A 25,807-nucleotide genomic window follows, 5' to 3' on the forward strand; every position below is an offset into this window, starting at 1 on the left:
CTGTTTATGAAATATTATCTATTAGGGGAGTTACCCTTTAATAGCGCCAATCATAACGCCTTTGACAAAATACTTTTGGATAAAAGGATAAACGACCAGCATTGGAATGATCGAGAACATGACAACCGTGGCTTGCAGCTGTCTTCCCGAAAACTCTGTTGTTTTACCGATATTTTGAATGACGCTGTTAATATCCGCCATGTTGTTTTGAATAATAATTTTGCGTAAAACAATCTGCAGAACTTGCTTATTTGGATCTGAAATGTAGATCATGCTGTCAAACCATGCATTCCAGTGGCCTACACCTACCCATAAAGCAATCGTAGCCAGCACTGGCTTCGATAAAGGTATGACGATCTGAGTAAATATCCGCAAGTAACCTGCACCATCCACACGTGCCGACTCTTCCAGTTCTTCCGGAATCGAACGAAAAAAATTTCGCATAATCAACACGTTAAACGCACCAATCATTCCCGGAATAACAAGCGACCAAATCGTATCAAGCATATTCAGTTCCTTAATAAGCAGGTACGAAGGAATCGTCCCCCCAGCAAACAACATCGTGAACAAAATCATGCTTGTAAACGATCGGTTAAAGGGAAGGTCTTTTTTTGCTAAAGGATAGGCGGTTATGGCCGTAAAAAAAATAGATAATATAACACCCAGCGCGGTTCGAATAATCGTATTCCAGTATCCCGTCCATAGCGCATCGAACTTAAAGGCCAGCTTGTAGCTCTCGAACGTGAGCTGTGTCGGCAACCATATGAAGCCTGATGAATAGGCAGCACTGTCTGCTCCTGCTCCATCTAAAGAAATCACGACCTGCGTCCAAAAGGGATACAATGTGATAAAGATAATACCTGCCAGAATGAGATACAAAAAGACGTCGACTATTTTGTCTGCCGTTGATTTTTTTATGTTAATCATCGCTCTCGCTCCCTCGTCTAATTAAGAAAATTACCATATGGCATGCTCCTTGCCGCCAATCCATTTCACTATCTTATTTACGATAACGATCAGGATCAGAGCAACCACGGATTTGAACAATCCAACGGCCGTCGCGTAGCTATAGTTCATCTCAATTAAACCTTTGCGATACACATAAGTATCGATTATGTCTGAAACGTTATACACTTTGACATTATACATATTGAATATTTGATCAAAACCCGCATCCAAAATACCGGACATTGATAGAATAAGCATAATGGCTATAACGGGCGCAAGCATCGGAATAGATATATAAAACATCCTTTTAAAACGACCAGCTCCATCGAGTACCGCAGCTTCGTACAACTGCGGATCGATACTCGAAATGGCTGCGAAATAAATAATTGAACCCCATCCGAAGCCTTGAAAAATACTCGTCGCCACAAGTATGGTGCGGAAGTAACGATCATCCGCCAAGAATAACATCGGATCGCCGCCTAATAGTTTTACAATGCCATTGATAGGACCGTCCAAGGAAAACAACGTAAAAAATATCCCAGCCATGACAACCCATGATATAAAATGGGGTAAATAGGATACAGTCTGAGCTAACCTCTTGAATTTCATATTTGAAATCTCACTCAATAACAATGCAAAAATGATGGGTACCGGGAAACCAAAAACCAGCTTGCTTAAACTGATAATTAGTGTATTTTTCAACACAGTGTAGAAATACGTGTCGTTCATGATCTTTTCGAAATGATGAAGTCCAGCCCATGGACTTCCGATGATGCCCTGTGTAATTTTAAAATCCTTGAATGCCAACAATACGCCGTACATGGGGAGATAATGAAATAGAATGTAATAGACAACTGCCGGAATCATCATAATCAGCAGCACACGGTATTGTTTATATTTTTTTATCTTCTCCCTCCTCAGCACCTGTTTCGTGCTAATTGCCCTAATCGTATTGCTCATTGCTTTATTCCCTCCTTTTTGTAAGCGGTTCCATTGTGCTAAAGAGAATATAACATAGGAAACTTATTTAATAATTATCAAATATTTTAGAAATGATGCAGTTTATTACGGAGTTAAAAAAAACCCGTCCGGCTAGCCGGCGGGCGAAGTTGAATTTGGGAGAATAAGTTGTTTATAGTGTGGAACTATACAAGCTTTGTGGAATAACGATGGTCATAACTGTACCATAGCCAAGTCGACTTTGGATGGAGATGCCGTATTTAGTGCCGAACCGCAGTTGCAGACGCTCGTTGACATTTTTGAGGCCATATCCTGTCGATTGCATCGTAAGTATCGTATCGATCGTCTCCTTCTCCATACCTGGACCGTTGTCTTCAATCGCGAAATTGACCGTCCCTTTACCAAGCCAGGCACTAACATACAGTAGACCCTTTCCATTATTTTTCTGTTTGATACCATGCTTGATTGCATTTTCTGCGAGCGGTTGAAGAATTAAATTTATTGTTGAATAATCGTTAACCTCCTCATCGATCTTATAAACCACATCGAAGCTATAATCACCCATAACCTGAATAATCTCAATATAGGATTTGATATTCTCCAATTCGTTGCGCACAGTAATAATATTGTTGCCTTGATTAAGAGCCGTTCGATAAAATTTCGACATCGATGTAACGACATGACTAATTTCCGGCGCTTCGTTTTTGAGCGCCTTCCAATTGATGAATGAGAGCGTATTGTATAGAAAGTGAGGATTGATTTGCGATTGCAGCGCTTTCAGCTCGGCCTCTTTCTGAATGATTTTACTTCGATAGGTTTCATCGATCTGTTCATTAAGCCGATTAAGCATCTTGCCGAACCGATTAGTCAGTTCGCCGATTTCATCCCTGGCCTCACTTTGAACCTGTAAATCCAATTCTCCCCATTCGACCCGCTTCATTATCGCATTAAGTGAGAATATCCGTTTGATGAATGTTTTGGAAAAAATCGAAATAATGATCAGCAAGCTGACAATACAAGCAAGGATCACGATTAGCGTCGCATTAATGATTGAACCTGCGTTATGGGACACAAGCGCTGCGGGTACGAAACAATAGACCGTCCAATTAGCCTGAACGATCTTCTTCTTGACAAGAAACATTTCCGTTTGACCGGTGCGTACCGTCCCCTCATTCATTTTCATCATTTCTTTGAAGTCAAAGGCAATCAACTTTGCACTTTGATTCGCATATACGATTCGGTTATTGTCATCAGAGATAATGACAGCATACTCCTGATCGAGATCGGTAATGTTTTTGAAGAAACTGTTCTCATTAATTCGCATATAGACCATATTCGTATTGGGCTCTTTTAGAGTTTTTGGGAATTTATGAATGACAAACAGTTCGTTATCCTCATATTTCCATAGCGGTTCTATCCCTTTCATAGCTTCGTTGTACCATGGCTTCTCGTTAACCCGTTTATATGAAACTACTGAATCGCCGAATTCTGGAACAGTGCTTTGCGTGTAAAAGGTTATTTTCTCAATGTCCTTGTCAAGGTTCATCATCATGATAAAATACGGATCTAAGAAATCTTTCAAATCCCGTGAAAGATTGACTAAGTCGATATAATCGTTGGCTACGATCTTCTGGAACATCTTCGTGAATACGATCGATCGAATCGCATGATTGTAACGTTCAACCGAATTGTCAATATTCTGAGTAACGGTATTCACATTCTTATCAATCCCTTGCAGTGCCTGCAATTTGAGCATGTCCTTTGATTGATTGTAGGCGTATATGCCAAGCACCATAATAGGAATGATAATAACAATTAAATAAGATAGAAACAGTTTTTGATTAAACCGTAAACGATTGAACAAACCATAGATCAGCCGTTTCATCGTTTATGCCTCTTCTCTGTATTTGGAAGGCGTTCGACCAAAATGATTTTTGAATAACGAGCTGAAGTAGGAGAAGTTGTTATAACCAACATCCTGGCCGATATCGATAATTTTACGATTGGTTGTTATAAGCAGTTCCTTTGCCTTTTCCATTCGGTGCACGGTCATGAACTTATTAAGACTTATCCCTTTCTGTTTCTTGAATAGATGGCTCAAATAACTAGGAGATAAATAAACCCGCTCCGACAATAATTCCAATGACAAGTCAGTCTGATATTCGTTCTCGATGATTCGGACGACTTCATCAATCGCTTTGGAGGTCGCTTCCAAATTCGTTTCGCAGAAAGACTCGTTTTCCTTTAGAATACGCAGTACTACTTTACGCAAATCGCTCAACTTTACCGTTTTATAGATGTCCTCCAAACTATGCTTGAATCTATCGTTATTCTTTTTTATAGAGGCATTGAATGCAGCTTTGACAATTTCGGTGCACACATATTTTACATAGATAACCGTTAAATGCTCACTGTTTTGTAGAGCATCAAACAGTTGCTCGACATACAGTTGCGCGATATCATATCGGTTGTGCTGAATATTTTGCGTCAATTGCGTTAACACATCATTTACTACTGCTGTCATATCGCCCTGAGCAAATAATGTGCGGTTTGCCAGCATCACCGTACCCTCATCGAAAAAGAACTTGTTTTCCAGCATCGTTTCCATTTCGTGAAATTGTTTGTGGAGCTGCTTCACATCATCCATCAATCCGCTGATCACAACACAAATATCATTATCGTACATATCCTGGAATATCCGGATCAATTGCTGGCCAAGCTCCGTTATAGCTTCCAGCGACTCGTCGGGGGCTGTTTCCAAGAACAGCAACGCTTGAAACTCATTCAAATGAATAAAATCGATATTGCGATGAATGAGTTCGCCCAACTGCTCTTCGATATCGAGATCAAGCCGATCGAAAAAGCGTTTACGAGAATCCAGCATCAGCATCCGCATGTAAAGATAATTTTCGAACCTGCCGTTAGGCACCTTCAGATCCCGTTTGTCATCCGTCTCCTCTGCCTTGCTGAGTATAATATCAGTAAGCTGCTTCTGCTTTTCGTATCTGACTTCCTTCAAATAGGCAGCTTCGAGCCTTTCCTGCTGAACCTTTAACTTCAACGCTTCCTCGCACAGTTGGATGATCTCGGTCATATTCTTAATAAATTCGCTAACCTGCACAGGTTTTAATATATAATGGATTGCCTTCAGATCGATTGCCTTCTGTGCATACTCGAACTCACCATAGGCGCTCATAAACATCGTTTTGATAGGCTTACCTAGTTCACGAACCTTCTCTGCTAGCTGTAAACCGTCCATCCCATTCATCCGGATATCGGTCAGCAAGATGTCAATATCATGGCTTTCGATATATAGGAGAGCGCTTTCACCACTGTCAGCTTCAAAGATCTCCAAATGCAGTCCGTATTTATCAACGAGAAACCTAACGCCGTCCCGTTCGAACTTGTCATCATCAACAACAAGCATTTTTAACAAGTACATCACCACATTTCGCCAGAAATATTTTCAATGGGAGTTTACCACTAAGTCAAGCTATTCATATACCAATACAGTACTATACTTTTCAGTTCTTTAACAAACACATCTTTACCAACCAGATATCCCTCAAAGGTAACTGCTACAATAACGCCGTCATCGAGAGCTTCTTAGGCACAATGAAACCTAAATTTCTTTATATTAATGAATTTGAAAGTATTGAACATTTTAATCATGAGCTATCAACACTTATATAAAAAAAGAGGTTATCCCTTCTGGCCGCAAAGCAGACCTTCCTGGACAACTTCTTTTATTGTTTCGCACATTTAATAAAGACTGAATTTTGTTTGCGATTTGAGAGGGGCAATATAGTCTGGCATAATATCTGTGATCTTATGAATTCACTTTTGTGCTTCCAATAAAGCTTGCAAACCTAGAGCTACCGCACCGCACAAGCCTGCATTGTCACCAAGCAATGGCGCAACAATGTAATCTTCGATATGATTCACTATTTCGCTGGCATTCACATATCCATTTAAGTTTTTCTGTACATTAACGTGGATCAGTGGAAATAGATGTTTTTGTTTCATAACGCCTCCTCCAAGAATGATCCTTTTTGGAGAAAGCATTAGAATAGCCGCGGTTACTCCTTGAGCGATATAAAATGCTTCGATCTCCCACGCTTCATGATCTTGTGGGAGCTGCTCGCTCTTCCTATTCCATCTCATTTCGAGCGCTGGCCCTGATGCCATTCCTTCTAAACAATGGTCATGATAAGGACAAAGTCCGTTAAACCGATCATCCGGATGCCTTCTCGTTAAGATATGTCCACCTTCCGGGTGAACCAGTCCATGTATCAGCCTCCCTTCCGTGTAAACCCCCATCCCAATACCTGTTCCCACGGTATAATAGACACAGCTGTCAAGTCCCTTTGCGGCACCCCAAGTTGCCTCTCCAAAAGCAGCTGCATTAACATCCGTATCCCATCCGTAAGGCACCTTAAACTCACTTTCTAGTTTTTTCAAGAAAGGATATCCTGACCAGCCCTTCTTCGGAGTCGTGGTGACATAACCATAATAGCGACTTGTGCGATCAATGTTAATGGGGCCAAAACTTCCAATGCCAATGGCATCCACATGACGATCACGAAAGTATTCAATGATGCTCTCTAGCGTTTGTTCCGGTTGCTCTGTAGGGAAGCTTACCTTTTCTTCAATCTTTCCCTCTTCATCTCCGATTCCACAAACAAATTTAGTACCGCCAGCCTCAATCGCTCCAATGCGCATGCAGCTTCCTCCTAGTGAATGATCTGGGAGTGATCATTAGACTATTATTTATAACCATCTATTTTTTATCCGGCTACACAAGAAGCAAGCGGTTCGCCACGCGAACCGCTTGCGCATTTAACACCTGATAGGTATATAAGTAGTAAACCTATATTAATAGAAACTAACTTAACTTAAAAATTTCGAACCTCTGGAGCTGAATACCGTCCTGTGAAGCATGCAATCCCAACCCTGTTGATTCTGGTTCAGGGAATATTAGATCGGTTATAACAGCTATCCCATCATTTACAAATACCTCTACCGAGGATCGATCCACAAAGATGTGCAGCTTAATCAACTCGTTCTGTGTCATGAGTTTTACTGCATGCGTCCCGGCAAAACCCTCTTGAAAATCAATGATTCCAGATAATGTACGGTCTACAAATATTTCATTTTCAATACCCTTATAGCCTATAACCGTTTGCTGAGAATCAGATTTTCTAACCTTTATGGCGAAATCCTCCGTTATGACGGGTACAAATTCCGCAATTAGTTCAAAGCTGTCCAGTTCCAAGCCCGATAAGAATAACTGGGCTTCTTCTAGCGATGTGTTTTCGAGTGATAGAATTGGAGTTCTGATTCTCTGCAATTCCTGAATAGGCTTTTGAATCAACCTGACTTGACCATACAGGAATTCCAGTGACAACGTCCTTGGAATGGTCATTGCACTTCTCCATCCCACCGTTGGTGTAACATTGGCATATTTACCATTACTCATCCAAGCTAGGAATATACGGCGTCCATCCTCTTCAGGAATATCTGACCAGCAGACCCCAGCGTAATTATCTCTGCCGTGATCAAGCCAAAGTACAGTATCAGATGGGTTGTCGTTTACAAATGAACATCCATCGAATTCCCCGATAAAATATTGTGTCCGAGATCCTTCAATATGATCAGGTCCGCCTCCAACACTGACGATCATCACCCATTTCGTGTGAGAAGGATCACCATTAACAGGCAATGGAAATAAATCCGGACATTCCCACACTCCAGCGTGCGAGCCGTTGCCTTGACCAAATTCACTACTAAATGTCCATTCCTTCAGATTGCTAGAGTGGTACAGACAGACCGATTGGCCTGATGCCAGTATCATAATCCACCGCTTCGTATCGGGATGCCAGAATACTTTCGGATCCCGAAAATCAACGAATCGGTCGCTTTCAAGGACAGGATTATCCCGATATTTTATCCAGCTTCTCCCGGAATCAACACTGTACGCCAAGCTTTGACGCTCCCTGACGAGGTCTGTCCCTGGAACTGTATCATGGTGTGTAAATATCGCAACTAATCCAGGCTTACCCCCGAAGAAACCCGTTGTGTCCTCCCAGTCTACAACGGCACTTCCTGAGAAGATCGTGCCATTCTCATCCGGATACAAGGCAATCGGACGATGTTCAAAGTTCACCATATCCGAACTGATTGCATGGCCCCAGTGCATAGGTCCCCACGTTGAGCCCTCTGGATGATGCTGATAGAACAGATGGTATTCTCCATTAAAGAACACCATGCCATTCGGGTCATTCATCCAATTCTGTTCAGGTGTAAAATGATAGTTTGGTCTAAATTTATCCATACCGTTCACCTACTATTCGTATATTATTATCACTTCTGGTTTGCTAGATAACGATCATAAGCTTCTTGTACATAACCGATAAACTCGGAGAGCCCTGCCTTCTCCAGCTCTTTTTTATAGGAATCCCACTCTTTATCGATGCCGCCATCGGTAATCCACTTTCTTCGATTAGTGTCAATAAGACCATAAATTTGAGGTGACAGAAGTGCCATCTTATCCGCCGTTTCTGCATCGTAGAACAATGTATGTGGAATATATGGATCGTTAAAATGCTTGTCTAGGTAACCTACCGTCTTCATATCATTCAAAATATCCTGTGCATCCTGTGGATACTCAACCACCGTGTCATAATAATCCGTTAAAATGGCGACTGGAGAGTTGCCTTGGATCGTATTTCTTGCACGCATATCATTATAGGTATCGAGTCCGTCCTTCAACGTATCAAATACCATGACGCCTTTCTCGTTCTTTTTGTACTGATAATCAAGTGGTCCCCAGTTCGTCTGAACAGACCACTCTGGATCGTACATTTTATCAACCCAAGCCAGTACCGCTTTAGGATTCTTATTCTTTGTTGTCAATACAAATGCGAGAGGATTGTGCATCTCAACCAAATTCTCCCGGCCCCCATACTCTCCTCCAGGTCCCTTCAAATAAGGGATCGGCACATAGTCATTGGCTACCTTCTCACCTGCTACATCCAGAACAGAGAAATGTACGACAGACCCAACTGTCACAGTCTCATTTCTAAGCTTAGCCTGAAGCTTAGGTCCGTCCGTAATGGTGAACTCAGGATCAATGAGCCCCTCTTTATACATTTCATGGAGATAATTAATGCCTGCTTTATAGGCTTCGGTTGAAGCCGTGTTGAAAATTTTACCATTGCTATCTAGGAACATGCTGTCTCCACGATCGACTTGCCCCCATAATCCGAAAAACTGTCCAAAATCGGCATTGTTTCTCCAGGAGCCAATACCCGAATTCGCTCCTTTGTTAGCTAGAGATAACCCAATCTCATCTTTAATGCCGTTTCCATTCATATCATTCTCAACAAACTTCTTTAACGTATCGCGATACTCGTCGATGGTCGTCGGAACGGGTAAATTAAGTTTATCCAGCCAAGGCTTATATATGGAAAGAATCCCTTGGTTCGTTATAAGGCCAAACATTTCTTCAATATAGGGCAGCCCATAAATATGTCCATCCGGCGCGGTGATAAGAGCCCGATACTCCGGTCGTTGATCGAGTACTTTAGAAAAATTAGGCATCTCGTCTATATAATCCTCAATCGGGAGGAATATGCCTGACTTGACGTTTTTCATTACTTTTCCGATACTCATTGTACCTAGAAATGCTTCTGGCAAGTTATTGCCAGCGAGCATCAGATTAATTTTCTCATCAGCAGATTCAGAAGGTATTTCTTCCCACTTTATCTTTACGTTCGATGGGGCGACCTCACTATATTTCTTAAACCAAATCATTTCATCTACCGGTAGATTGCGAGGATCTTTTGCTCGTACAATGGTAATGCTCGTTTTTGCATTAGGATCTGTTGATTCCGCAGTATTATTTTCACCTGTATTGCTTTTCGCGTTATCTGTGTTGTTCGAAGCGCATCCTGCGACTAAACTTACTGATAAACTCGCAATCAATAATCCTTTAATCCATTTTGCTTGGCTCATTGTCTCTTGACCTTCCCTTCGAATAAAAAAATTTTAATACTATCCTTGTGACGCTGTGAGTTGACTAACAGGATCACCCCCTTTGCTAGCCCAACGAATGACCATGGTGCTTTATCCCTTAATTGATCCAATCATTACACCTTGCGTAAAATATTTCTGTACAAATGGGTACACAATTAGCAGCGGCAAGCACGCCACGACAATAACGCCGTACTTCAATTGCTCCGCAATACGCTGCTTGGCCGCTAATGACATAGGGTCGATCACCATTCGAGATCCCGCTTCATTCATAATCAGCAAATTTCGCAAAATAACTTGAAGCGGAAACTTCTCTGTACTGCTTAGATAGAGCAATGGCTCAAAGAAAGAATTCCAGTGGCCGATTCCATAAAATAGCGCCATGACAGCGATGATCACTTTGGATAGTGGCAGTGCGATAGAGAAAAAGAATCTGAAATCCGAGCATCCATCCATAACCGATGCTTCTAGCAGCTCGTCCGGAATGTTGCTCTGGAAATAAGTGCGAGTAATGATAATATTCCAGACTGATGCGGCGACTGGCAGTGTGATCGCCCATATGGTATCCAGCATGCCAAGATTGGAAATAAGCAAATAGGTTGGAATAAGTCCTCCACTAAAAAACATGGTGAAAGCAAACAACATCATTATCGGACCTTTTCCTGCAAGTCCTTTTCGAGACAGTGCATACGCACACGGAATCGTTACTGCTAGATTAATAAAGGTGCCGATTAAGGTGTACATAATGGAATTGAGATATCCATCCCATAACGGCTTATACTCGAAAATTTTCTTAAATCCGTCTAGATAAAACGACTTGGGGAAGATAAGCAGGCCGCCTTTATTTACTTGATCAGGATCCATAAAGGATGCTAGAAACACAAAATAAAGCGGATACAAAATAGCAATAGCAATCATGCTCATGAACACAAAATTAAATATATTAAATATCTTGTCGCTCATTGATTGGCTTTTCACCGTATTCCCTCCTTACCAAAGACTATTTTGCGTCAATTTTTTGGATATTTGATTTGTAACTATGAGCAGTGAGAAATTGATGACCGAATTAAATAACCCAATGGCAGTCGCCAAACTATACTGCGCGTTTAGCAGTCCCACCTTGTACACATAAGTCGAGATAATTTCTGAAGCCGGCAAATTCATCCCTTGCTGCATGAGAAAGGCTTTTTCCCATCCGACGGCCATTACGCTTCCAACTCCAAGAATGAGCATAATCATAATGGTTGGTGTGATGGAGGGCAGATCGATATGCCAAATTCTTCTTATGGTAGTGGCTCCGTCCACAGTGGCTACCTCATGTAATTCAGGGTTAACGCCACTGAGCGCTGCCAGATAGATGATGGCGCTAAAACCCATAGTCTGCCAAATTCCTGAGGCGATATATATCGTTCGAAACCACTCTGCGCGTGCCATGAAATTAACAGCATCACCGCCGACCATCGTAATTAGGTTGTTTACAAAGCCAGTGCTTGGAGCTAGAAATACGTTAAGCATGGATACAAGCACAACTGTAGAAATAAAATAGGGTGCATAGGTCACCGTTTGAACAAATCGTTTGAAAACTTGCTTGCGAACCTGATTGAGCAGCAAAGCGAATATAATTGGAATAGGAAAGCCGATCAATAATGAAAAAACACTTAACTTTAACGTATTGAACAGAACATTCGTAAACACATAGGAATTAAAGAAGGTTTCAAAGTGCTTAAAGCCCTCCCAGGGGCTGCCTAATATTCCTTGCACAGGATTGAAATTTTTGAAAGCGATGATTATTCCGTACATAGGAGCGTATTGAAACAGGATGAGATAGATCAAGGCTGGCAGTAAAAGAACATACAATTGCCAGCTCTTGATTACATTTCTAAGCGCAATTTTATCCATCATAGCTGTTGGCCTCCAGTTCCCCTGTCATTCCAATTCACGATATGTAATATTGTGAAATTCCGCAGCGCCAAATTGTGAGAAGAAACGGAGATAAGCATATTCCTTGCCAGATCTGCTTATCATCGTCCTTGCGCCATTCACGCAAAGATCTATATACTCATTCGTTACAACAGCCTCCACAATAACCTCTTGCTCCAAATCATTCATATGATAGAGGGATGTCGCTTCATCTTGAGAGAAGCTTCTGCCGTTTATCTGATGGATGCCCAGTTTACGTCCCGCAGGATCGAACCTTACTTCATGGCCCTGTTCAAATTTGTCTGAATGCGCTAGAGAGAATCCATAGTACATATTCGGATATGCCGGAATGACTTTAAATTTAAGATAATAATCGTTCTCTATTCGTAAATGGCCGCTCGCAGCATATCCTTCCAAATTTTCAAGAGTAAACGTCTCTAATGTTTCGATCTTGTTTCTCGAATCAGTGTAATCGTGCAGCTCCTCTACGAAATTTGTACCTAGAGAACCATCCGGGTGCTGTATTAGCTCACGAATGACGAGCTCACCACCGTACCTTCCTGGTTCAGACAAGAAACCAACAACTAATCTTCTGCCTTCTTTGTAAGCAGCTGACTTCGGTACACGTAACTGAACACCATCGATAATGTCAGCGGCTGGTCTCATCCACGGACCAAATTTGTTGCGGGAATAGCGATATCTTGCAGCACCATCGTTACTGAAAATGAGATAGTACCAACCGTTCCATTCAAAATAGTCAGAGCATTCCGGCTGATCATGGTAACCGGGAACAATAAACGGCGTGTGCTCCACCCACGTTTTAAGATCGGTGGAAGTCATATGTGCTAGACAACCTTGTTCCCTATCGCCATTCATAATGCTTGTTGTAATCAACATATGATAGGTGCCGTTATCCTCTCTAAACACATGTGGGTCTCTCACCGAACTGAGATGATACTGACTAGATAGTTCGATGTAAACGCCTGACTTCTCGAATTCAACCCCATCAACGCTAGTAGCCCAGGTCAAGCGGGCAGGCGTGCCATCAACTGCACGAACGGCGTAAAATGCGTAATAATGAGTATGATCTTGAATAATGGATCCCGTACAGATTGAACCTTCCCACTGCTCGGTTATAGCCACAGAAAGGGGATAGTGCTTCCAGTCGCCGAGGTTATCCGAAGACAGGTGTGCCCATTGATGAGCCCCTAGTCCCCATTTGCTTCCATGACCCCGGCGATCAAATAAATAGAAGATATGAAATGTATGACCATCGAAATAAGGCATACAATCACCAACTCCAGTGTTGAAGCCGCGCGGGCGCCAATATTGAACGGATGTGGATTCCTCGCCCAATAGCCTGTTAGCTCTCTGTTCCATCTGTTTCTCGTCACCATAAAGCTCGGAAATCTCTTGCTCGCTAATATTATAATTAAGCAATCGTCCCTGCTTGATCATTGCCGATTCGATCGTTGCATCTCGGAGATTAATGGATCCCATTGGCCACTCCTCGTCAATTAGTACACCATCCAGATGCAGTGCTAAGTGAAATCCGTTATACCGAATCATCACCTTAAGCTGCTCAGCCTTTTGGAGAACCTCCTTGGGCGCGGACAGCTTTAGCGGTGTTTCCTTTGCATCCGTATATATCTCCGCCACTAAAGTAAGCGTTTTCGATTCAGGCAGCATTACGAGTTCAAGCCCAATAATATCCTTCAAATCTTTTGTATAAACTCGCAATACCTGTCCCTCTGTTATGTCGGTGAGTGATAAAAGAATCGTTGTCGCTTCAACTGCTCCCCAGTCCACCGTTGCAACAGAACTCCCCTCTTCCAAAAAAACTTCAACTGGTAAAAACTCAGTATTTTGATTCACGTATCTTACCCCTTTCACTATTTAGGAGAATTTGATAATGCAAATAATTGTTTATTCTTTTGGTATAGCTCTTTGTATAAACCGTATTGATTGTCATAGAGATTCTGATTTGCTGCGTTAGGGACTACCGGCTCTTCCTTCATCTTTATGATTCCCGAGCATGCTTCCTCAAAGCTAGTATATAAGCCAACCCCAACGGCAGCTGTGATTGCCGCCCCAACACAAGCATGTTCTGTCATTGAGCTGGTGTACACCTCTTGACCGAACACATCCGCCAAAATTTGTTTCCATAAGGGGCTTCTTGCTCCCCCTCCTGAGACGATGACTCGATCGATCTGAACATTCAACGATTTAAATATTTCCAGCCCGTCTCTTTGAGAGTAAGCAACTCCCTCCAAAACTGCTCTCACCATATGATCACTGCGATGATTGAGCTGAAGTCCAAAAAACATCCCTTTAGCGTTAGGATCCATATGCGGCGTTCGATCACCAATCAAATAAGGGAGAAAAAGAAGACCCTCGCTGCCTGCATGTATCTGACTAGCACTTTCATCTAAAATATTGAAATCCTGCGTTTTAAGGATATTGTGAGCCAACCATTTCAAGGACAAACCAGCACTCATCGTTGCTCCGAGCAGATACCATCTGTCAGGTACCGAATGTACGTAAGTATGCACCCTTAGCTTTGGATCATAAGTCGGCTGTAATATGGGGGCTAATAATTGACCACCTGTTCCAAGCGTACAAGAGACAACTCCCGGATTAATAATACCGTTGCCAACAGCTTGCATCGGTTGATCGGCTCCTCCAAATACGACAGGAATACCTGCGCAAAGCAGGCTCTGGCTTGCTGCTTCCTGTGTGACTGCACCGCTAACTTCCCAGGAATACCGAACAGCAGGGAATAGATCCGGGTCGATTCCAACACGCTCCAATAACTCAAATGACCATTGTTTCCCGGCCACACTAAATGCCGCAGTTCCCGATGCATCCGACATCTCTGAACCTATCTCACCCGTTAGCCGATATCGGATATAATCCTTTGGGGTTAAAACCTTATATATTTTCTTATAATTTTCCTGATCATGTTCCTGCATCCAGAGCAGCGAAAGCAACTGAAAACCTGTAGCCACAGGATTCTGAATAAGCTCACCTAACTCTTCTTTTGAAAAAAGCGTCTCTACCTTTTCCTTTTGTGAAATTGTTCTTTGGTCGCACCATATAATGGCAGGACGCACAATGTTAGCGCTTGCATCTATAGCGACAAGACCATGCATCTGACCTGAAAGTCCTACAGCTTTTATCTCACTCCCATTCTTAGAAGATTGTCTGATTGCGTTAGAGCAGGTGCTGCACACGATCTCCCACCAAGTCTCCGGATCTTGCTCTGCATACCCTTCGGTCGGAATATTTATTGCGTACTCTTGTTGAGCAATACCGAGAATATGACCACTAAGATCTATAACCATTGATTTCACACTTGAGGTACCAATATCAATACCAAGTATCATGGATGCGCCTCCCAACTTTTGTACTTTCAATATTTGGTATTAATTAAGAAGATTATAGATCAATCAATTCATTCAATCAATACATTTTTTAAAAAAATATATACACTTTAAAAACCGTCGATAATGCTGTTTTTTACGCACAAAAAAAGAGCGCACTTTATTAAAAAGGGCGCTCTTTTGAAGGTAAGCTTTATTCAGCCTTAGGCCATAAATGAACAGAAGGTTGATTCAACAAATTATCAATAGCTATTGTAGCTGCACCAACTAACATAAAATCTTTTTCTGGTGGTGCAAGTTTAATCTCCAAACGGTTCCATACATCAGGCAAAACATGTTGTTGTATGACCTCAGATACGGTATGCAATAATCGATCTCCTACCGCCGCAAACTCGTCTCCTAGTACAATCTGGCTAGGGTTATATACATTGACGACATTTACGAGACCAAAGCCAAGGAACCAAGCCGCTTTTTGTACGGCTTCTTCAACAATTGAATTACCAGCTTCTAGAGCTTGGCAAACGGCTTGAATAGATGGATATTCATTCCCAAGTACACGTAGAAGCGAGGAAGTCGAGCAATAAAGCTCAAGACAGCCATTATGTCCGCATTCACATTTGGGACCTTTGTAATCGATACTCATATGACCAATCTCGCCAGCCATACCAAGGGAGCCACGGTATACAGTACCATCAACAACGATACCTGCCCCCACGCCTTGTCCAGCAGTTACAAAGATGAGGACACCGTGATCTTGATGATCACCAAACCACCAATGCGCCATCCCGCCTGCTTTGGCGTCATGCTCTAAATAAACAGGGATTTCATATTCTCGTGTCAATTCTTCCTGTATATTAATTTTCTCCCAGCCCGGGAAGTTGCTCATCAAAGCAATTCGACCTTCATTACGGAATAATGGACCTGGAGTAGCCATTCCGATTGCATATACTTTACCAACCGTATTCGTTGAAATGGCTTCGGTAATTAAATCCTTCATTTTCTTAAATGCAATAGCAGAACCTTCACCAGGATTGATCGTTAACTTTTGGAGTCCATATTCAGTACCATCCAAATCATACATACCAACCGAAATGGATGTACGTGTAAGTCTAATTCCGATAATTTTATAATATTCACTATTTAATTTAATTCCGATTGAGCGGCGCCCTTTTTTTCCTTCAATCATTCCCGTTTCCACAATGAGACCCCAATTAATCATCTCATTGATTATATTCGTAATGGTCGATTGCTTTAAACCAGAAGCTTCGGCTATTTCGGCTCGGGAGCAGATTTGATTTTTCCTTACCAATCGCATTACTAAAGATCGATTCATTTCCTGTACATCTTCTAGATTAGTACCAGATAATGTTCTTAGCGTAGTCGAGCTCAAAAAAATCCCTCACATCCATATAGAAGCCTGATTAATACCTCTACTCAGCTTTTTAATTATCATTTCATTCCTTAATGCTTAATCCTAAAGAATTATGCAAAAAAATACAATTTCAATTTTCAATTACTAGCCTATGGAGCAGCATACTTCCTATTATACTACGGAATGAAAATGTAAATAAACACAATAATGCTAATGCAATCCTAGCTTCACATGATTAAAGAGTCAGCTTATGAATAAAGCCAAACAAGCTGACGCCGTTAAAATACCGGAGCCAGCTTTCAACACATTGCGCTTTTCAATTATCTTTTATCTGCGGCCTTGTCCCCCCTTCCTGCCTATTTATCTGTTTTTAGCTGCTTCTAACTCTTTTACAATTTGCGGGAATTGCTTATCTAATTTATAGAAATAGAGAATGACGACCATAAGCGCACTAATAATCATCGGCAAATAAATGTACATGAACAGGATTGAGGAACGAGCGGATTCGCTAATATGCTCCTGACCACCAACATAACCTCCAAATGCGAGCATCCAACCGACTATCGCGGCGCCAAGCCCGCTGCCTGCCTTTGAGCCGAAGCTTCCAGCGCTGTAAATTAAACCTTCTGTTCGCATGCCTGTTTTCCATTCTCCATAGTCTACCGTGTCTGCAAGCATCGCGTACATCGTTGCAGCTAATGGCACGCCGCCAAGTGATTTGATCACCGACGCGATGATTACGATTTTAATGCTAGTTGGATCAATAACCGTAATCGTTGCTCCCAAAATCGTGATGGCTAAGCCTAGGAGTGAGGAATTACGATTACCGAACCTTTTAATAATCGGAGCAACAAACAGCAAGCCAATTAACAACGGGATAAAGGAAATAACGCCGAGAACGGACATCAATTCAGCATTTCCTAAAATATACTGCGCGTAATAAATGTTAACCGCTGTATTTACCGACGTCATAATAAAACTTAGAATCATGAATACCACGAGCAGCGCCCAATATTTATTGCGGAAAAGCGCTTTCAAAGAGCCACTAAGCGGTACCGTATTTTGGGCTACTGCTGGCTTAACTCTCTCTTTCGTCGCACGGAAAGTAATCAAGAACAACACCGCTGCAATCGCACCATAAATAGTAAACGTCATCATCCATCCCTGTTTGCCGCCACCGAATGCATTTACGATGGGAACCGTCATGGTGGAGACGAGCACCGCGCCAAAGATAGCCATCAACATACGGAATATGTTAAGTAAAGATCGCTCATAAGGATCTTGTGTAATGAGTGAGTTCAACACACCATAAGGAACGTTCGCTCCTGAATAAATAATGTTGAGAATGAGATAGGTCACGTAAGCGTAAATAAGAGAGCCTGTTGTACTTAAGTCAGGAGCTGTGAACAGCAGCACGCCAGATAGGCCAAAAGGAATGGCCAGCCAAAGCAGCCAAGGACGAGCCTTGCCGTGTTTGCTCCTCGTTTTATCAACTAACACACCTACACCAATATCGACAAAAGCATCGAAGAAACGAGCAATTAATAACAACGTACCTACTGCTGCAGCAGAAAAGCCGACGATATCGGTATAAAAGAAAGTGAGGAACGTTGCAGCGGACGTCCAAATGAGATTGCTTGCCATATCTCCTACGCCATACCCAAGCTTCTCCGAAAATGAAAGTTTAGTTTGTTCCATAGTAGCAACCTCGATTGTATGATTTTTTTTGTCCGTTTAGTTGGAGGAGAAGTTGTTCGACCATTTCATCTGAAAAAGCACCTTTAAATGCCCAACACCCAAGCCAAAGTACATATCTGCTTTTTCTTCCAATGTCATTTGTGTAACCATTTTCTTTATGTCACGATTCATTTTGAATCCACCTTAAATAAACTCACAAACTGTAAAGCGTTTTCATTTTTTACTACACACTCATTATAGATGATCAAAAAATCGAAAATATGGTATGATTATTTGAATAAAAGTAAATTTATTTGGAGGCATTAGATGGAATTTAATCCTTCCTTTTTAGCTAAATTACTTCATGAGAGCTTGCAGCTGCCTGTTTATTGGTTGAGTGCGGATGATCCAAGCGGGCAGGAATATTTCGAATCCAACGCTCCTATCCCATTTTCCGCCTTACAAAATCCTGAATACTTCCAGCAATTAATAAAACGAACCTGGGATAAAACTTTTCCAGTTATACAGACAACGGAGTTTGAGGAATTTTTTATCGTACAACCCGTTTATTCGGATTTGAAGCGAGCAGGAACCATTATTATAGGTCCCTCCATTGATTATGTTCCTTCCGAGGAAACCGTTCGAAATCTCATGAATGACAATAATATTCCCAGAAAAATCCATCCAGCTTGGGTTGAATATTTGCGCAGTCTCCCTCTTGTTTCCAAGCAGAGATTATATCATATTGGCATCATGGCACATTGGATTGTCAATCAAGAGGCGTTAGAATTGACGGATGTTCTTGAATTTAATTTCCGGTTGGGCCAACGGTTTTTGTCAGAGGAAGCTATTGAGCTATCGATGTCTAATATGAAGGAATTTTCTAATCTTCACACGAGCCGGGAATTTGAACAGATATTATTACGGCATATTAAGAACGGCGATAAAGCTGCACTTAAGAATCTATTCGTAATGGGTGTAATTGGGGAGGCAGGCACACTATCCAAACGAAGTCATTTGAGAAGCCGCAAAAACATTGCCATCTGCGCAATTGCTGTAGCCATTCGAGCGGGTATGGAGGGTGGACTGTATACAGAGCTGGCATATCGCTTAAGCGATACTTACATTCAGCATATCGAGGATTTAACGGATGTTCGCTCGGTTGAAACCGCGATGATAGACGCCTTCTTAGATATTACGGATCGCGTTAGCGAAAATCGGAAAGGCACCGTTTCTAAGCCAATTGCGAAATGCCGCGAATACATTTTTAATCATTTATATGATGCGATTTCTATCTCTGAGCTGGCTGAGCTGACTGGACTTAACGGTACCTATTTATCCACCCTTTTCAAAAAAGAAACGGGACTCACGATCAGTCATTTCATCCATCAGGAGAAAATAGAAGAAGCTAAGAAGCTGCTCGATTTCACAAGTGAGTCGGTCTCCACCATCGCTACTCGTTTGAACTATTATGACCAGACTCACTTTATTAAATCGTTTAAAAAACATGCCGATATCACACCAAAGCAGTATCGTGATCGAAAACGGAATGGAGATAAAAAGCCCATAAAAATATCCCCTTCAAGTTCGCTCTCTTGAGCGACCACTTCGCGGGCTGCGCAGCCAACCCGCGTGAATGGATCAGCTTGCGCCATTGCAGCTATGCAAAGAGAACTACTCTACGTTATTGAGTTTACGATAGGGCAATTTAAAATCGCTGAGGTTCATTTAAACTCGTTCCTCTCTCGAACGGATTCTTGCCTTTATGGTCAAAAGCAGTTTGCCCCTCTTCACTGCCAGCAACTCGTTTCGTTTCCAAAACTCTGCTGTCGGTAGAAAATAAAGTATTTGACTGGGTGTCTTTATTCCACGCTGATTCTCAATTGCCATATCGTCAGACTTCATAAAATAAGTTTTAGACTGACCTCAGAAATTGAAACAGCGACAGCCAAGGACAAAAAATAAAGTCCTAGACTATCGCTGTTTCATTGAACTAACGTTCCTCGTTAGTTGAATAAAGTATTGTTATTACGATCAGTTATTTTAAATGCCTGATTTAAGCAACTTAGATGGTCTAGCTTCACACCCATCATATCATTGAACACTCTGTATATAAGTTTTGCTAATTCTATTTCATTTGTACATGTTATAGACTTTTGTGCAATCTGATTGATCTCAATATCATATTCGTTCTGTGGAGCACCTCCAGCCAATAGACCGATAGGATCCCAATTGTTAATCACTTTTGTTAAAAGCTTGGTACTTATTTTCACCTTTTATCACACCTTATTTGGCAATCTATCTAGTAAAAATATTCTATAATTTGCTCTACAATCCTGTCCGTTTGCTTAATAATGAACTGAATATTTACAGGCATCCAAAGATACTATTGAACCTGATTAGCTAAGTCTATTAGGTCGGACTCATCTAATTTATAATTACCTAACTGAATATGGTATCCGTTTATATAATAAATAAATCGAGCCAAAAACCCATTTTCACTTTTCCACCAAATTGATTGGCTGGTCTCGTCCTCTTTGTAATATGCTTGTTTCCCATTTTCAAGTTCAATGGGTTGCTTGCCTTGCTCAGATACTTTCTCTGGTTCATCAATAACCTTACTCAAGATATAGCTTATTTCTTGCGTGGTCTGCTTGTTTTTATAATGAAAAACATATTGGTGAAGTTCATATGGATCATCAATTGATATCTCCGTACGAACTTCATTAACTTCAAATGGAAATCTAAACGGTTCATTGAAATCATAACGCATCATTGGGATAATTCTTTCTTTGTTTGGATTGTGACCACTACATCCACTTATTAAAATCATCAATATTAGAAAAACAAGAGAAATACTCCTCATTATTTCACCCCTTGTTACATTAACGTAAAGGGAGGCATTTTGTTGCGCTAAACTGCCCGTTAGCTTAATGATTTAGCGAATTTCCTTCAACCAAAAGAACCCTTTTCGAACGAGGTATAGAGCCGAGCGTATGTACCTCCCTCGAAGGATATTCCTATTTCGTATCTACACTAATGATTTCTCGCAGCCCACTGCAATTTTCCTCAACACAAAAAGGTTCCGAGTTTCCGGAACCTTAAGGAACAGTACAATACTCACATGTGGTTTTCATTACTTTGAATTCTCAATTGCTTCTCTTAAGGCTTTTGCTAGATTACCTTTAATAATTTCATGACCTAAATGTATTTTTTTATCATCTAAAAAATCAAAACCCTTTTGCTTCTTTGTAGGAGTTAAAGAATAACCTTCTTCCCTATCACATGAGTATATAACTAATTTTTTCCCTTTTATTGCTTTTTCATAGCCTTTTACTCCTAAATACTTCTCAAGCGGAGTGATGTCGTTTTCCACGGGAGTTAGAGAATGGCATTTCTGAAATACATATTCAAGCGCTGACTCAATTTGTTCCTCACTGTTAGGATTTTCAACCTCCTTTACTACATCAATGTTTGCAATAATTCCTCCCCACTTATTAATAATTCCATTAGCAATCATAATAATTCTTTTACCGTAAACATAAATATCAACTTGTTTGTATTCCATACTGATTTTCCTCATTTCAAAATATGATACACGACCTAAACGCCTATTTCTGCTGGGTCATTCAGCTGCGTTCGCAAACTACTCCATGGTGCGTTAAACTAACGATTCCCTTTAGCTTAATCCTCTAGAACGTTGCCTAACGACTTTATTGATCAGGATCCAAGTGAAGTTGTGATATGTTTAATGACGGTTTCTTCATTGCGCTCCAATCTGGTGGATCAGTGAAGAAAGTCTTCAGTCGATTAAAGATTTGTTCTCGCTCTTTGAACCAATAGGTACGCTCATTAATCTCAAAGCAGAGGATGAGCGCAATATCAAAGGGTTGATTTGCCTCACTAAATGAAAATTCATTCACGATTGTTTGTTCGTCGATTCCTCCCGAATCACTAAGGTCCTCGTCGTCTTCAATCTTTGAGTTAGCAGATGTTTCTTCACGAAGTTGAATGTGTTGTTCGAATAATTTCTTAGCTTCGTTCATATGGGAAATGAATCTATTCGGATCAAATAGTAATGAAAAATAACCCATCAACTCTTCGAACAATCCTCGCTCAGTGAGACCAATTTCTATTCTGGTAAAACCATGTGTTAAGCCGGGCTTTACCTCTTCCATATAGGAATAGTTGAAGCGAGCTAAGTTTGCCGCATAAGAACTTCTGCCAGTACGATAGTTGTAGAAAGAGCTGCACAGCAACCAGACAAGAGGTGGATAAATCCACCAAAAATATTTATTATGGTCTCGATATAAATTACGATTGGCTGTCCCAAGTAACTCAAAATAATCTGCCAGTTTACCGAGCTCGCCATTCTCATATAACGGACCTAGTAATCCTCGAAACTCATAAAGTCCTAAAAAAAAGTGGTTGTCGATTGAGTATCCTTCATTCAGATCTCCCCGATTCCTTTCCTCCGTTCGCTCGATATTCTCCTTTAACCCTTCATAAAACAATAGTCGATCATTCAACCGTATACACGCTCCTATATAACCAATGATTCCTATTTCAATCCTGGCTCCTAATCTTCTCATACTAACACATATTGGAAGTATTCTGCCCGTTAGCTAACGATGAAGGGCTGCCTCGTGGCAGTCCTTTTAGTCTTCAACTATCTTTACCCGTTAGCATAGTGCTCTAGCTCCACAAACCAATCCCATCCAATCCCTAAGTAATCTGGAGAATGGGCATCTGACCCGTATATACACGAAACCCCATGGTGCCTACATTTAATCAGGAACCATTCAGGTACATACGCTTTCCCACATGTATCTACCCTTAATCCTGCCGTGTTCACATCAAGTCCAACATTCATTCTAAGGAGGAGCGGAATAATTTTCTCCATGCGATCTTTGATTTGCCCTTCATCTATTTCAGGTAAGACGGTTTTAAATTTTTCAATTAGATTAATATGTCCAATTCTTTTCCGTATAGAGAATTGGGAGATCCACTCAATTGCTTCTTCAATATAGTTGTAGTACTCATCAACAACCTTCTCCATCGTTCCGTAATGCTTTAATATATATTCTTTAAAATAATCTGGTCGGTAATCAATTAATCTCATTCCACCCATACCGGGTATATAGTGTACAGAATAAATAATGTCTTCTAAATCCTGATCAAAGTCATCTATTATTCTTTCAGTGAAATCAAGTTTACCTGGTAAGTAATCTAGCTCTAAACCAACAGCAACATCTATCTTTCCATTGTATTCTTGCTTATAATGCTTGGCATGTTCGATGTACAGAGAAAGCTCACTGTAAGGCATTGCTAGCCTTTTATATAACGAAGCATCATCGATCCAGTTCAATGGTAAAGGGGCATGTTCACTGAGCGTGTAACGCTCGAATCCTAAATTAATCGCTCTTTCTAAATATTCTTCTTGTGAAGTGCCACTACCATGATGACAGTATGGGGTATGGGTATGACCGTCCCATTTCAAATGAAGGTTCCTCCTTATACAAATTGACTGACGGCTTGACTCTTGTAGAGATATCTAATTGTCTAAAGCCATGTTTATCCTCTCAATAAATAACACTTCATTCCTCTATTACAACACCATTCTCTTTACACCATTCCATAACTAATTCCTTCACCTTTTTTTCTTTGAATTCATACCATTGTCTTTCGACATCATGTTCAATGATTCCATCTTTAAATCTTCTAAATGCTCCTCTTCCTTGAATAGCTCCAAACAATTTTTCTCGAACCTCTGCTTTGTCTAATGTCTCAATAAATTCTTCTATTAGTTCATACTCATGGAACTCGTTTCTTAATGTGAAATCGAGGTAAACCTCGTCTTCATCCTCTATAATTTTTATGGCTTGTTCAATGTTCTCTCGTTCCCAATCCGGATAATTGTCAAGCAGCTCTTCATCTTCTGCCGCTCTCATCTCTTCTCTCGATAATGTTATTACTTCTCCTGTCTGGATGTTTATGTATGTTAGGGTCTCATCCATTTGAATTTCAATTTCAGTAATTAGATCATCTAATTTTACTGTTGCTTTTCTCTCCATTTCACATCTGTCCTTTCATTGAGATTCCTTCTATAAAACAGTTTATTCAAATTACCAAAATAAATCATAGAGGAGCTGCTTTTAAACATGTAACTCGTCTTCAACTATCATCAGACTTTGCAAATTAAATCCGCAGCAACAGCAGCAGACTAGGACGCGAAATAAAGATCTAAACTGCCATTGCTATGGCTACGACTTTTCAACTATCGTTTCCCGTTAGCGTAACGAACAAGCATGTCACCCTGGTTAAGCACATCCTCTGAATAAGATAATAACCGTACCGAATAGTGCTTTTGAATACACTTATATCCACGTTTGAAACGATTTATTAACCATCTTTACATTGTTCATTTTTGCCCAGCTCTTTAAATCCGAGATGCCTCTATCTTCATCCTTTGAATACCTAAATGCCATATCCAATGGGACGATCTTCCTCCTGTAAGGTAATATCCCAATAACAGGTTTAAAGTACCCCCTGGTCATTATCACTTTAATATCCCTTGAATTAATTATATTCCCATTTAATATGATTTGCTCATTGGATAGGCATAACACGGTTGGTTTCTTAAAAAATGTTCTGTACAATGCGAGTAACAGTACAACTAAACATAGAAGAATCACCGTTAACGAAGCGTAGACTATACCCCTCTGATCCCATAATCTCAATACAAGAATAGATTGACTCGATATAATAGCAATCATGCCTATAATGGTTCCAATCCTTGATGGACTCTTAACTGGATGCTTTATTTCCATCAACATTGCCCCCCTGTTCAAATCCCTTATCTTAGAATACCACTTATTGGAACTATTCTGCCCGTTAGCGTATCTACGAAGGGCTGCCACATGGCAGCCCTTTTAGTCTTCAACTATCGTTTCCCGTTAGTTCAGCGAGTTAAACTATTAAATTCCTACTATTGCAGATAAGTTAATATCAAAAATATGCTGTATCAAAGCAAAGACGAATAAGATTGCAAATGATATTGCGATATACTTTAATGACCTATAGAAAGCCAATAATAAATGAAGTTTTTCTTTCGCCATGTAATATATAGAACTTCCACCAATCAGCATAAAACAACAGGCCACTATTTTTACTGGAATTAAGTAGTACCATTGAGGAATGCCCGTTCCATAAATTGAAATTATGTAACCAATAAGATAAGTTGCTCAGTAATATCTCCATCTCCTTCTGATAATTCAACACACCTCCTTAATTGAAACTTTTTATAAATTACGGTGTGCTAAACTAACCTGACCGTTAGCTCAACGAGGCTGCCGTTCATTTCCGGCAGTCTTGTCCTGATGATTGTTACACTATAGTGTCCCGTTAATTGAATAATGGTTCGCTTACTATCCTAAACTGAATCCATTCGATACCTGTAACTTTTGTTTTAGTGGTTAGTCCACTAAATTCCCAAATTCCCGATTCTGAATTG

At 40.8% G+C, this 25,807-nt stretch carries 22 protein-coding genes; 1 reads left to right on the forward strand and 21 read right to left on the reverse strand.

Annotation, left to right across the window (positions count from 1 at the left end; translation table 11 throughout):
- Positions 1-30: 30 nt before the first annotated feature.
- The 14 genes from BK120_RS32035 to BK120_RS36220 form a co-directional block, all read right to left on the reverse strand.
- Positions 31-927, reverse strand: coding sequence for a carbohydrate ABC transporter permease (locus tag BK120_RS32035; RefSeq protein ID WP_076271526.1), 897 nt, complete (start codon positions 925-927; stop codon positions 31-33).
- Between the two features lie 30 nt (positions 928-957).
- The gene (locus BK120_RS32040; RefSeq protein WP_076271527.1) at positions 958-1,908 is read right to left on the reverse strand and encodes an ABC transporter permease; all 951 of its coding nucleotides are present in this window, start codon (positions 1,906-1,908) and stop codon (positions 958-960) included.
- 172 nt (positions 1,909-2,080) lie between these two features.
- A complete protein-coding gene (locus tag BK120_RS32045; RefSeq protein ID WP_076271528.1) occupies positions 2,081-3,793 on the reverse strand; it encodes a sensor histidine kinase in 1,713 nt (570 codons plus the stop codon).
- A 3-nt stretch (positions 3,794-3,796) separates the two neighbouring features.
- Positions 3,797-5,350, reverse strand: coding sequence for a response regulator transcription factor (locus tag BK120_RS32050; RefSeq protein WP_076271529.1), 1,554 nt, complete (start codon positions 5,348-5,350; stop codon positions 3,797-3,799).
- Positions 5,351-5,745: 395 nt separating this feature from the next.
- The gene (locus BK120_RS32055; protein ID WP_076271530.1) at positions 5,746-6,630 is read right to left on the reverse strand and encodes an ROK family protein; all 885 of its coding nucleotides are present in this window, start codon (positions 6,628-6,630) and stop codon (positions 5,746-5,748) included.
- Between the two features lie 163 nt (positions 6,631-6,793).
- Positions 6,794-8,242 (reverse strand): glycoside hydrolase family 32 protein, encoded by a 1,449-nt coding sequence (locus tag BK120_RS32060; RefSeq protein ID WP_076271531.1) that lies wholly within the window; start codon positions 8,240-8,242, stop codon positions 6,794-6,796.
- A 29-nt stretch (positions 8,243-8,271) separates the two neighbouring features.
- Positions 8,272-9,924, reverse strand: a complete 1,653-nt coding sequence (locus BK120_RS32065; RefSeq protein WP_076271532.1) for an extracellular solute-binding protein — start codon at positions 9,922-9,924, stop codon at positions 8,272-8,274.
- A 111-nt stretch (positions 9,925-10,035) separates the two neighbouring features.
- Entirely contained in the window at positions 10,036-10,905 is an 870-nt protein-coding gene (locus BK120_RS32070) for a carbohydrate ABC transporter permease (protein ID WP_076271550.1), read from the reverse strand.
- Between the two features lie 27 nt (positions 10,906-10,932).
- Positions 10,933-11,844 (reverse strand): ABC transporter permease, encoded by a 912-nt coding sequence (locus BK120_RS32075; RefSeq protein ID WP_076271533.1) that lies wholly within the window; start codon positions 11,842-11,844, stop codon positions 10,933-10,935.
- Positions 11,845-11,868: 24 nt separating this feature from the next.
- Positions 11,869-13,737, reverse strand: a complete 1,869-nt coding sequence (locus tag BK120_RS32080; RefSeq protein WP_076271534.1) for a glycoside hydrolase family protein — start codon at positions 13,735-13,737, stop codon at positions 11,869-11,871.
- Positions 13,738-13,754: 17 nt separating this feature from the next.
- On the reverse strand, positions 13,755-15,248 hold the full coding sequence (gene xylB / locus BK120_RS32085; protein WP_076271535.1) for a xylulokinase: 1,494 nt from the start codon (positions 15,246-15,248) through the stop codon (positions 13,755-13,757).
- Positions 15,249-15,438: 190 nt separating this feature from the next.
- Positions 15,439-16,635 (reverse strand): ROK family transcriptional regulator, encoded by a 1,197-nt coding sequence (locus BK120_RS32090; RefSeq protein ID WP_256711086.1) that lies wholly within the window; start codon positions 16,633-16,635, stop codon positions 15,439-15,441.
- Between the two features lie 342 nt (positions 16,636-16,977).
- Positions 16,978-18,315 carry an MFS transporter gene (locus BK120_RS32095; protein WP_076271537.1) on the reverse strand — a complete coding sequence of 446 codons (1,338 nt, stop codon included), beginning with the start codon at positions 18,313-18,315 and terminating at the stop codon, positions 16,978-16,980.
- A gap of 36 nt (positions 18,316-18,351) precedes the next feature.
- The gene (locus BK120_RS36220; RefSeq protein ID WP_256711087.1) at positions 18,352-18,486 is read right to left on the reverse strand and encodes a hypothetical protein; all 135 of its coding nucleotides are present in this window, start codon (positions 18,484-18,486) and stop codon (positions 18,352-18,354) included.
- Positions 18,487-18,621: 135 nt separating this feature from the next.
- On the opposite strand from BK120_RS36220, the gene BK120_RS32100 reads away from it, so the two are divergent.
- Positions 18,622-19,893 carry a helix-turn-helix domain-containing protein gene (locus BK120_RS32100; RefSeq protein ID WP_076271538.1) on the forward strand — a complete coding sequence of 424 codons (1,272 nt, stop codon included), beginning with the start codon at positions 18,622-18,624 and terminating at the stop codon, positions 19,891-19,893.
- Between the two features lie 407 nt (positions 19,894-20,300).
- Here BK120_RS32100 and BK120_RS32105 read toward each other — a convergent pair whose 3' ends face one another.
- The 7 genes from BK120_RS32105 to BK120_RS32135 all read right to left on the reverse strand — a co-directional run bounded on the left by BK120_RS32105 (position 20,301) and on the right by BK120_RS32135 (position 25,124).
- A complete protein-coding gene (locus BK120_RS32105; RefSeq protein ID WP_076271539.1) occupies positions 20,301-20,567 on the reverse strand; it encodes a hypothetical protein in 267 nt (88 codons plus the stop codon).
- Between the two features lie 113 nt (positions 20,568-20,680).
- Positions 20,681-21,160 (reverse strand): hypothetical protein, encoded by a 480-nt coding sequence (locus BK120_RS32110; RefSeq protein ID WP_076271540.1) that lies wholly within the window; start codon positions 21,158-21,160, stop codon positions 20,681-20,683.
- Positions 21,161-21,430: 270 nt separating this feature from the next.
- Complete coding sequence (locus BK120_RS32115) at positions 21,431-21,862, reverse strand: hypothetical protein (RefSeq protein WP_076271541.1); 432 nt, start codon at positions 21,860-21,862, stop codon at positions 21,431-21,433.
- A 145-nt stretch (positions 21,863-22,007) separates the two neighbouring features.
- Positions 22,008-22,823: a hypothetical protein gene (locus BK120_RS32120; RefSeq protein WP_076271542.1), complete on the reverse strand. Its 816-nt coding sequence runs from the start codon at positions 22,821-22,823 to the stop codon at positions 22,008-22,010.
- Positions 22,824-22,969: 146 nt separating this feature from the next.
- Positions 22,970-23,794, reverse strand: coding sequence for a histidinol-phosphatase HisJ (hisJ, locus tag BK120_RS32125; protein WP_076271543.1), 825 nt, complete (start codon positions 23,792-23,794; stop codon positions 22,970-22,972).
- Positions 23,795-23,891: 97 nt separating this feature from the next.
- A complete protein-coding gene (locus BK120_RS32130; protein ID WP_076271544.1) occupies positions 23,892-24,368 on the reverse strand; it encodes a UPF0158 family protein in 477 nt (158 codons plus the stop codon).
- A gap of 303 nt (positions 24,369-24,671) precedes the next feature.
- The gene (locus BK120_RS32135) at positions 24,672-25,124 is read right to left on the reverse strand and encodes a hypothetical protein (protein ID WP_076271545.1); all 453 of its coding nucleotides are present in this window, start codon (positions 25,122-25,124) and stop codon (positions 24,672-24,674) included.
- Positions 25,125-25,807: the final 683 nt, after the last annotated feature.

Source organism: Paenibacillus sp. FSL A5-0031 (assembly GCF_001956295.1).
GTDB lineage: Bacteria > Bacillota > Bacilli > Paenibacillales > Paenibacillaceae > Pristimantibacillus.

Coding starts and splice junctions, on each gene's coding strand:
- BK120_RS32035 (WP_076271526.1), bottom strand. CDS start 927: ATGATTAACATAAAAAAATCAACGGCAGACAAAATAGTCGACGTCTTT.
- BK120_RS32040 (WP_076271527.1), bottom strand. CDS start 1,908: ATGAGCAATACGATTAGGGCAATTAGCACGAAACAGGTGCTGAGGAGG.
- BK120_RS32045 (WP_076271528.1), bottom strand. CDS start 3,793: ATGAAACGGCTGATCTATGGTTTGTTCAATCGTTTACGGTTTAATCAA.
- BK120_RS32050 (WP_076271529.1), bottom strand. CDS start 5,350: ATGTACTTGTTAAAAATGCTTGTTGTTGATGATGACAAGTTCGAACGG.
- BK120_RS32055 (WP_076271530.1), bottom strand. CDS start 6,630: ATGCGCATTGGAGCGATTGAGGCTGGCGGTACTAAATTTGTTTGTGGA.
- BK120_RS32060 (WP_076271531.1), bottom strand. CDS start 8,242: ATGGATAAATTTAGACCAAACTATCATTTTACACCTGAACAGAATTGG.
- BK120_RS32065 (WP_076271532.1), bottom strand. CDS start 9,924: ATGAGCCAAGCAAAATGGATTAAAGGATTATTGATTGCGAGTTTATCA.
- BK120_RS32070 (WP_076271550.1), bottom strand. CDS start 10,905: ATGAGCGACAAGATATTTAATATATTTAATTTTGTGTTCATGAGCATG.
- BK120_RS32075 (WP_076271533.1), bottom strand. CDS start 11,844: ATGATGGATAAAATTGCGCTTAGAAATGTAATCAAGAGCTGGCAATTG.
- xylB (WP_076271535.1), bottom strand. CDS start 15,248: ATGATACTTGGTATTGATATTGGTACCTCAAGTGTGAAATCAATGGTT.
- BK120_RS32095 (WP_076271537.1), bottom strand. CDS start 18,315: ATGGAACAAACTAAACTTTCATTTTCGGAGAAGCTTGGGTATGGCGTA.
- BK120_RS36220 (WP_256711087.1), bottom strand. CDS start 18,486: ATGAATCGTGACATAAAGAAAATGGTTACACAAATGACATTGGAAGAA.
- BK120_RS32100 (WP_076271538.1), top strand. CDS start 18,622: ATGGAATTTAATCCTTCCTTTTTAGCTAAATTACTTCATGAGAGCTTG.
- BK120_RS32110 (WP_076271540.1), bottom strand. CDS start 21,160: ATGAGGAGTATTTCTCTTGTTTTTCTAATATTGATGATTTTAATAAGT.
- BK120_RS32115 (WP_076271541.1), bottom strand. CDS start 21,862: ATGGAATACAAACAAGTTGATATTTATGTTTACGGTAAAAGAATTATT.
- BK120_RS32130 (WP_076271544.1), bottom strand. CDS start 24,368: ATGGAGAGAAAAGCAACAGTAAAATTAGATGATCTAATTACTGAAATT.
- BK120_RS32135 (WP_076271545.1), bottom strand. CDS start 25,124: ATGGAAATAAAGCATCCAGTTAAGAGTCCATCAAGGATTGGAACCATT.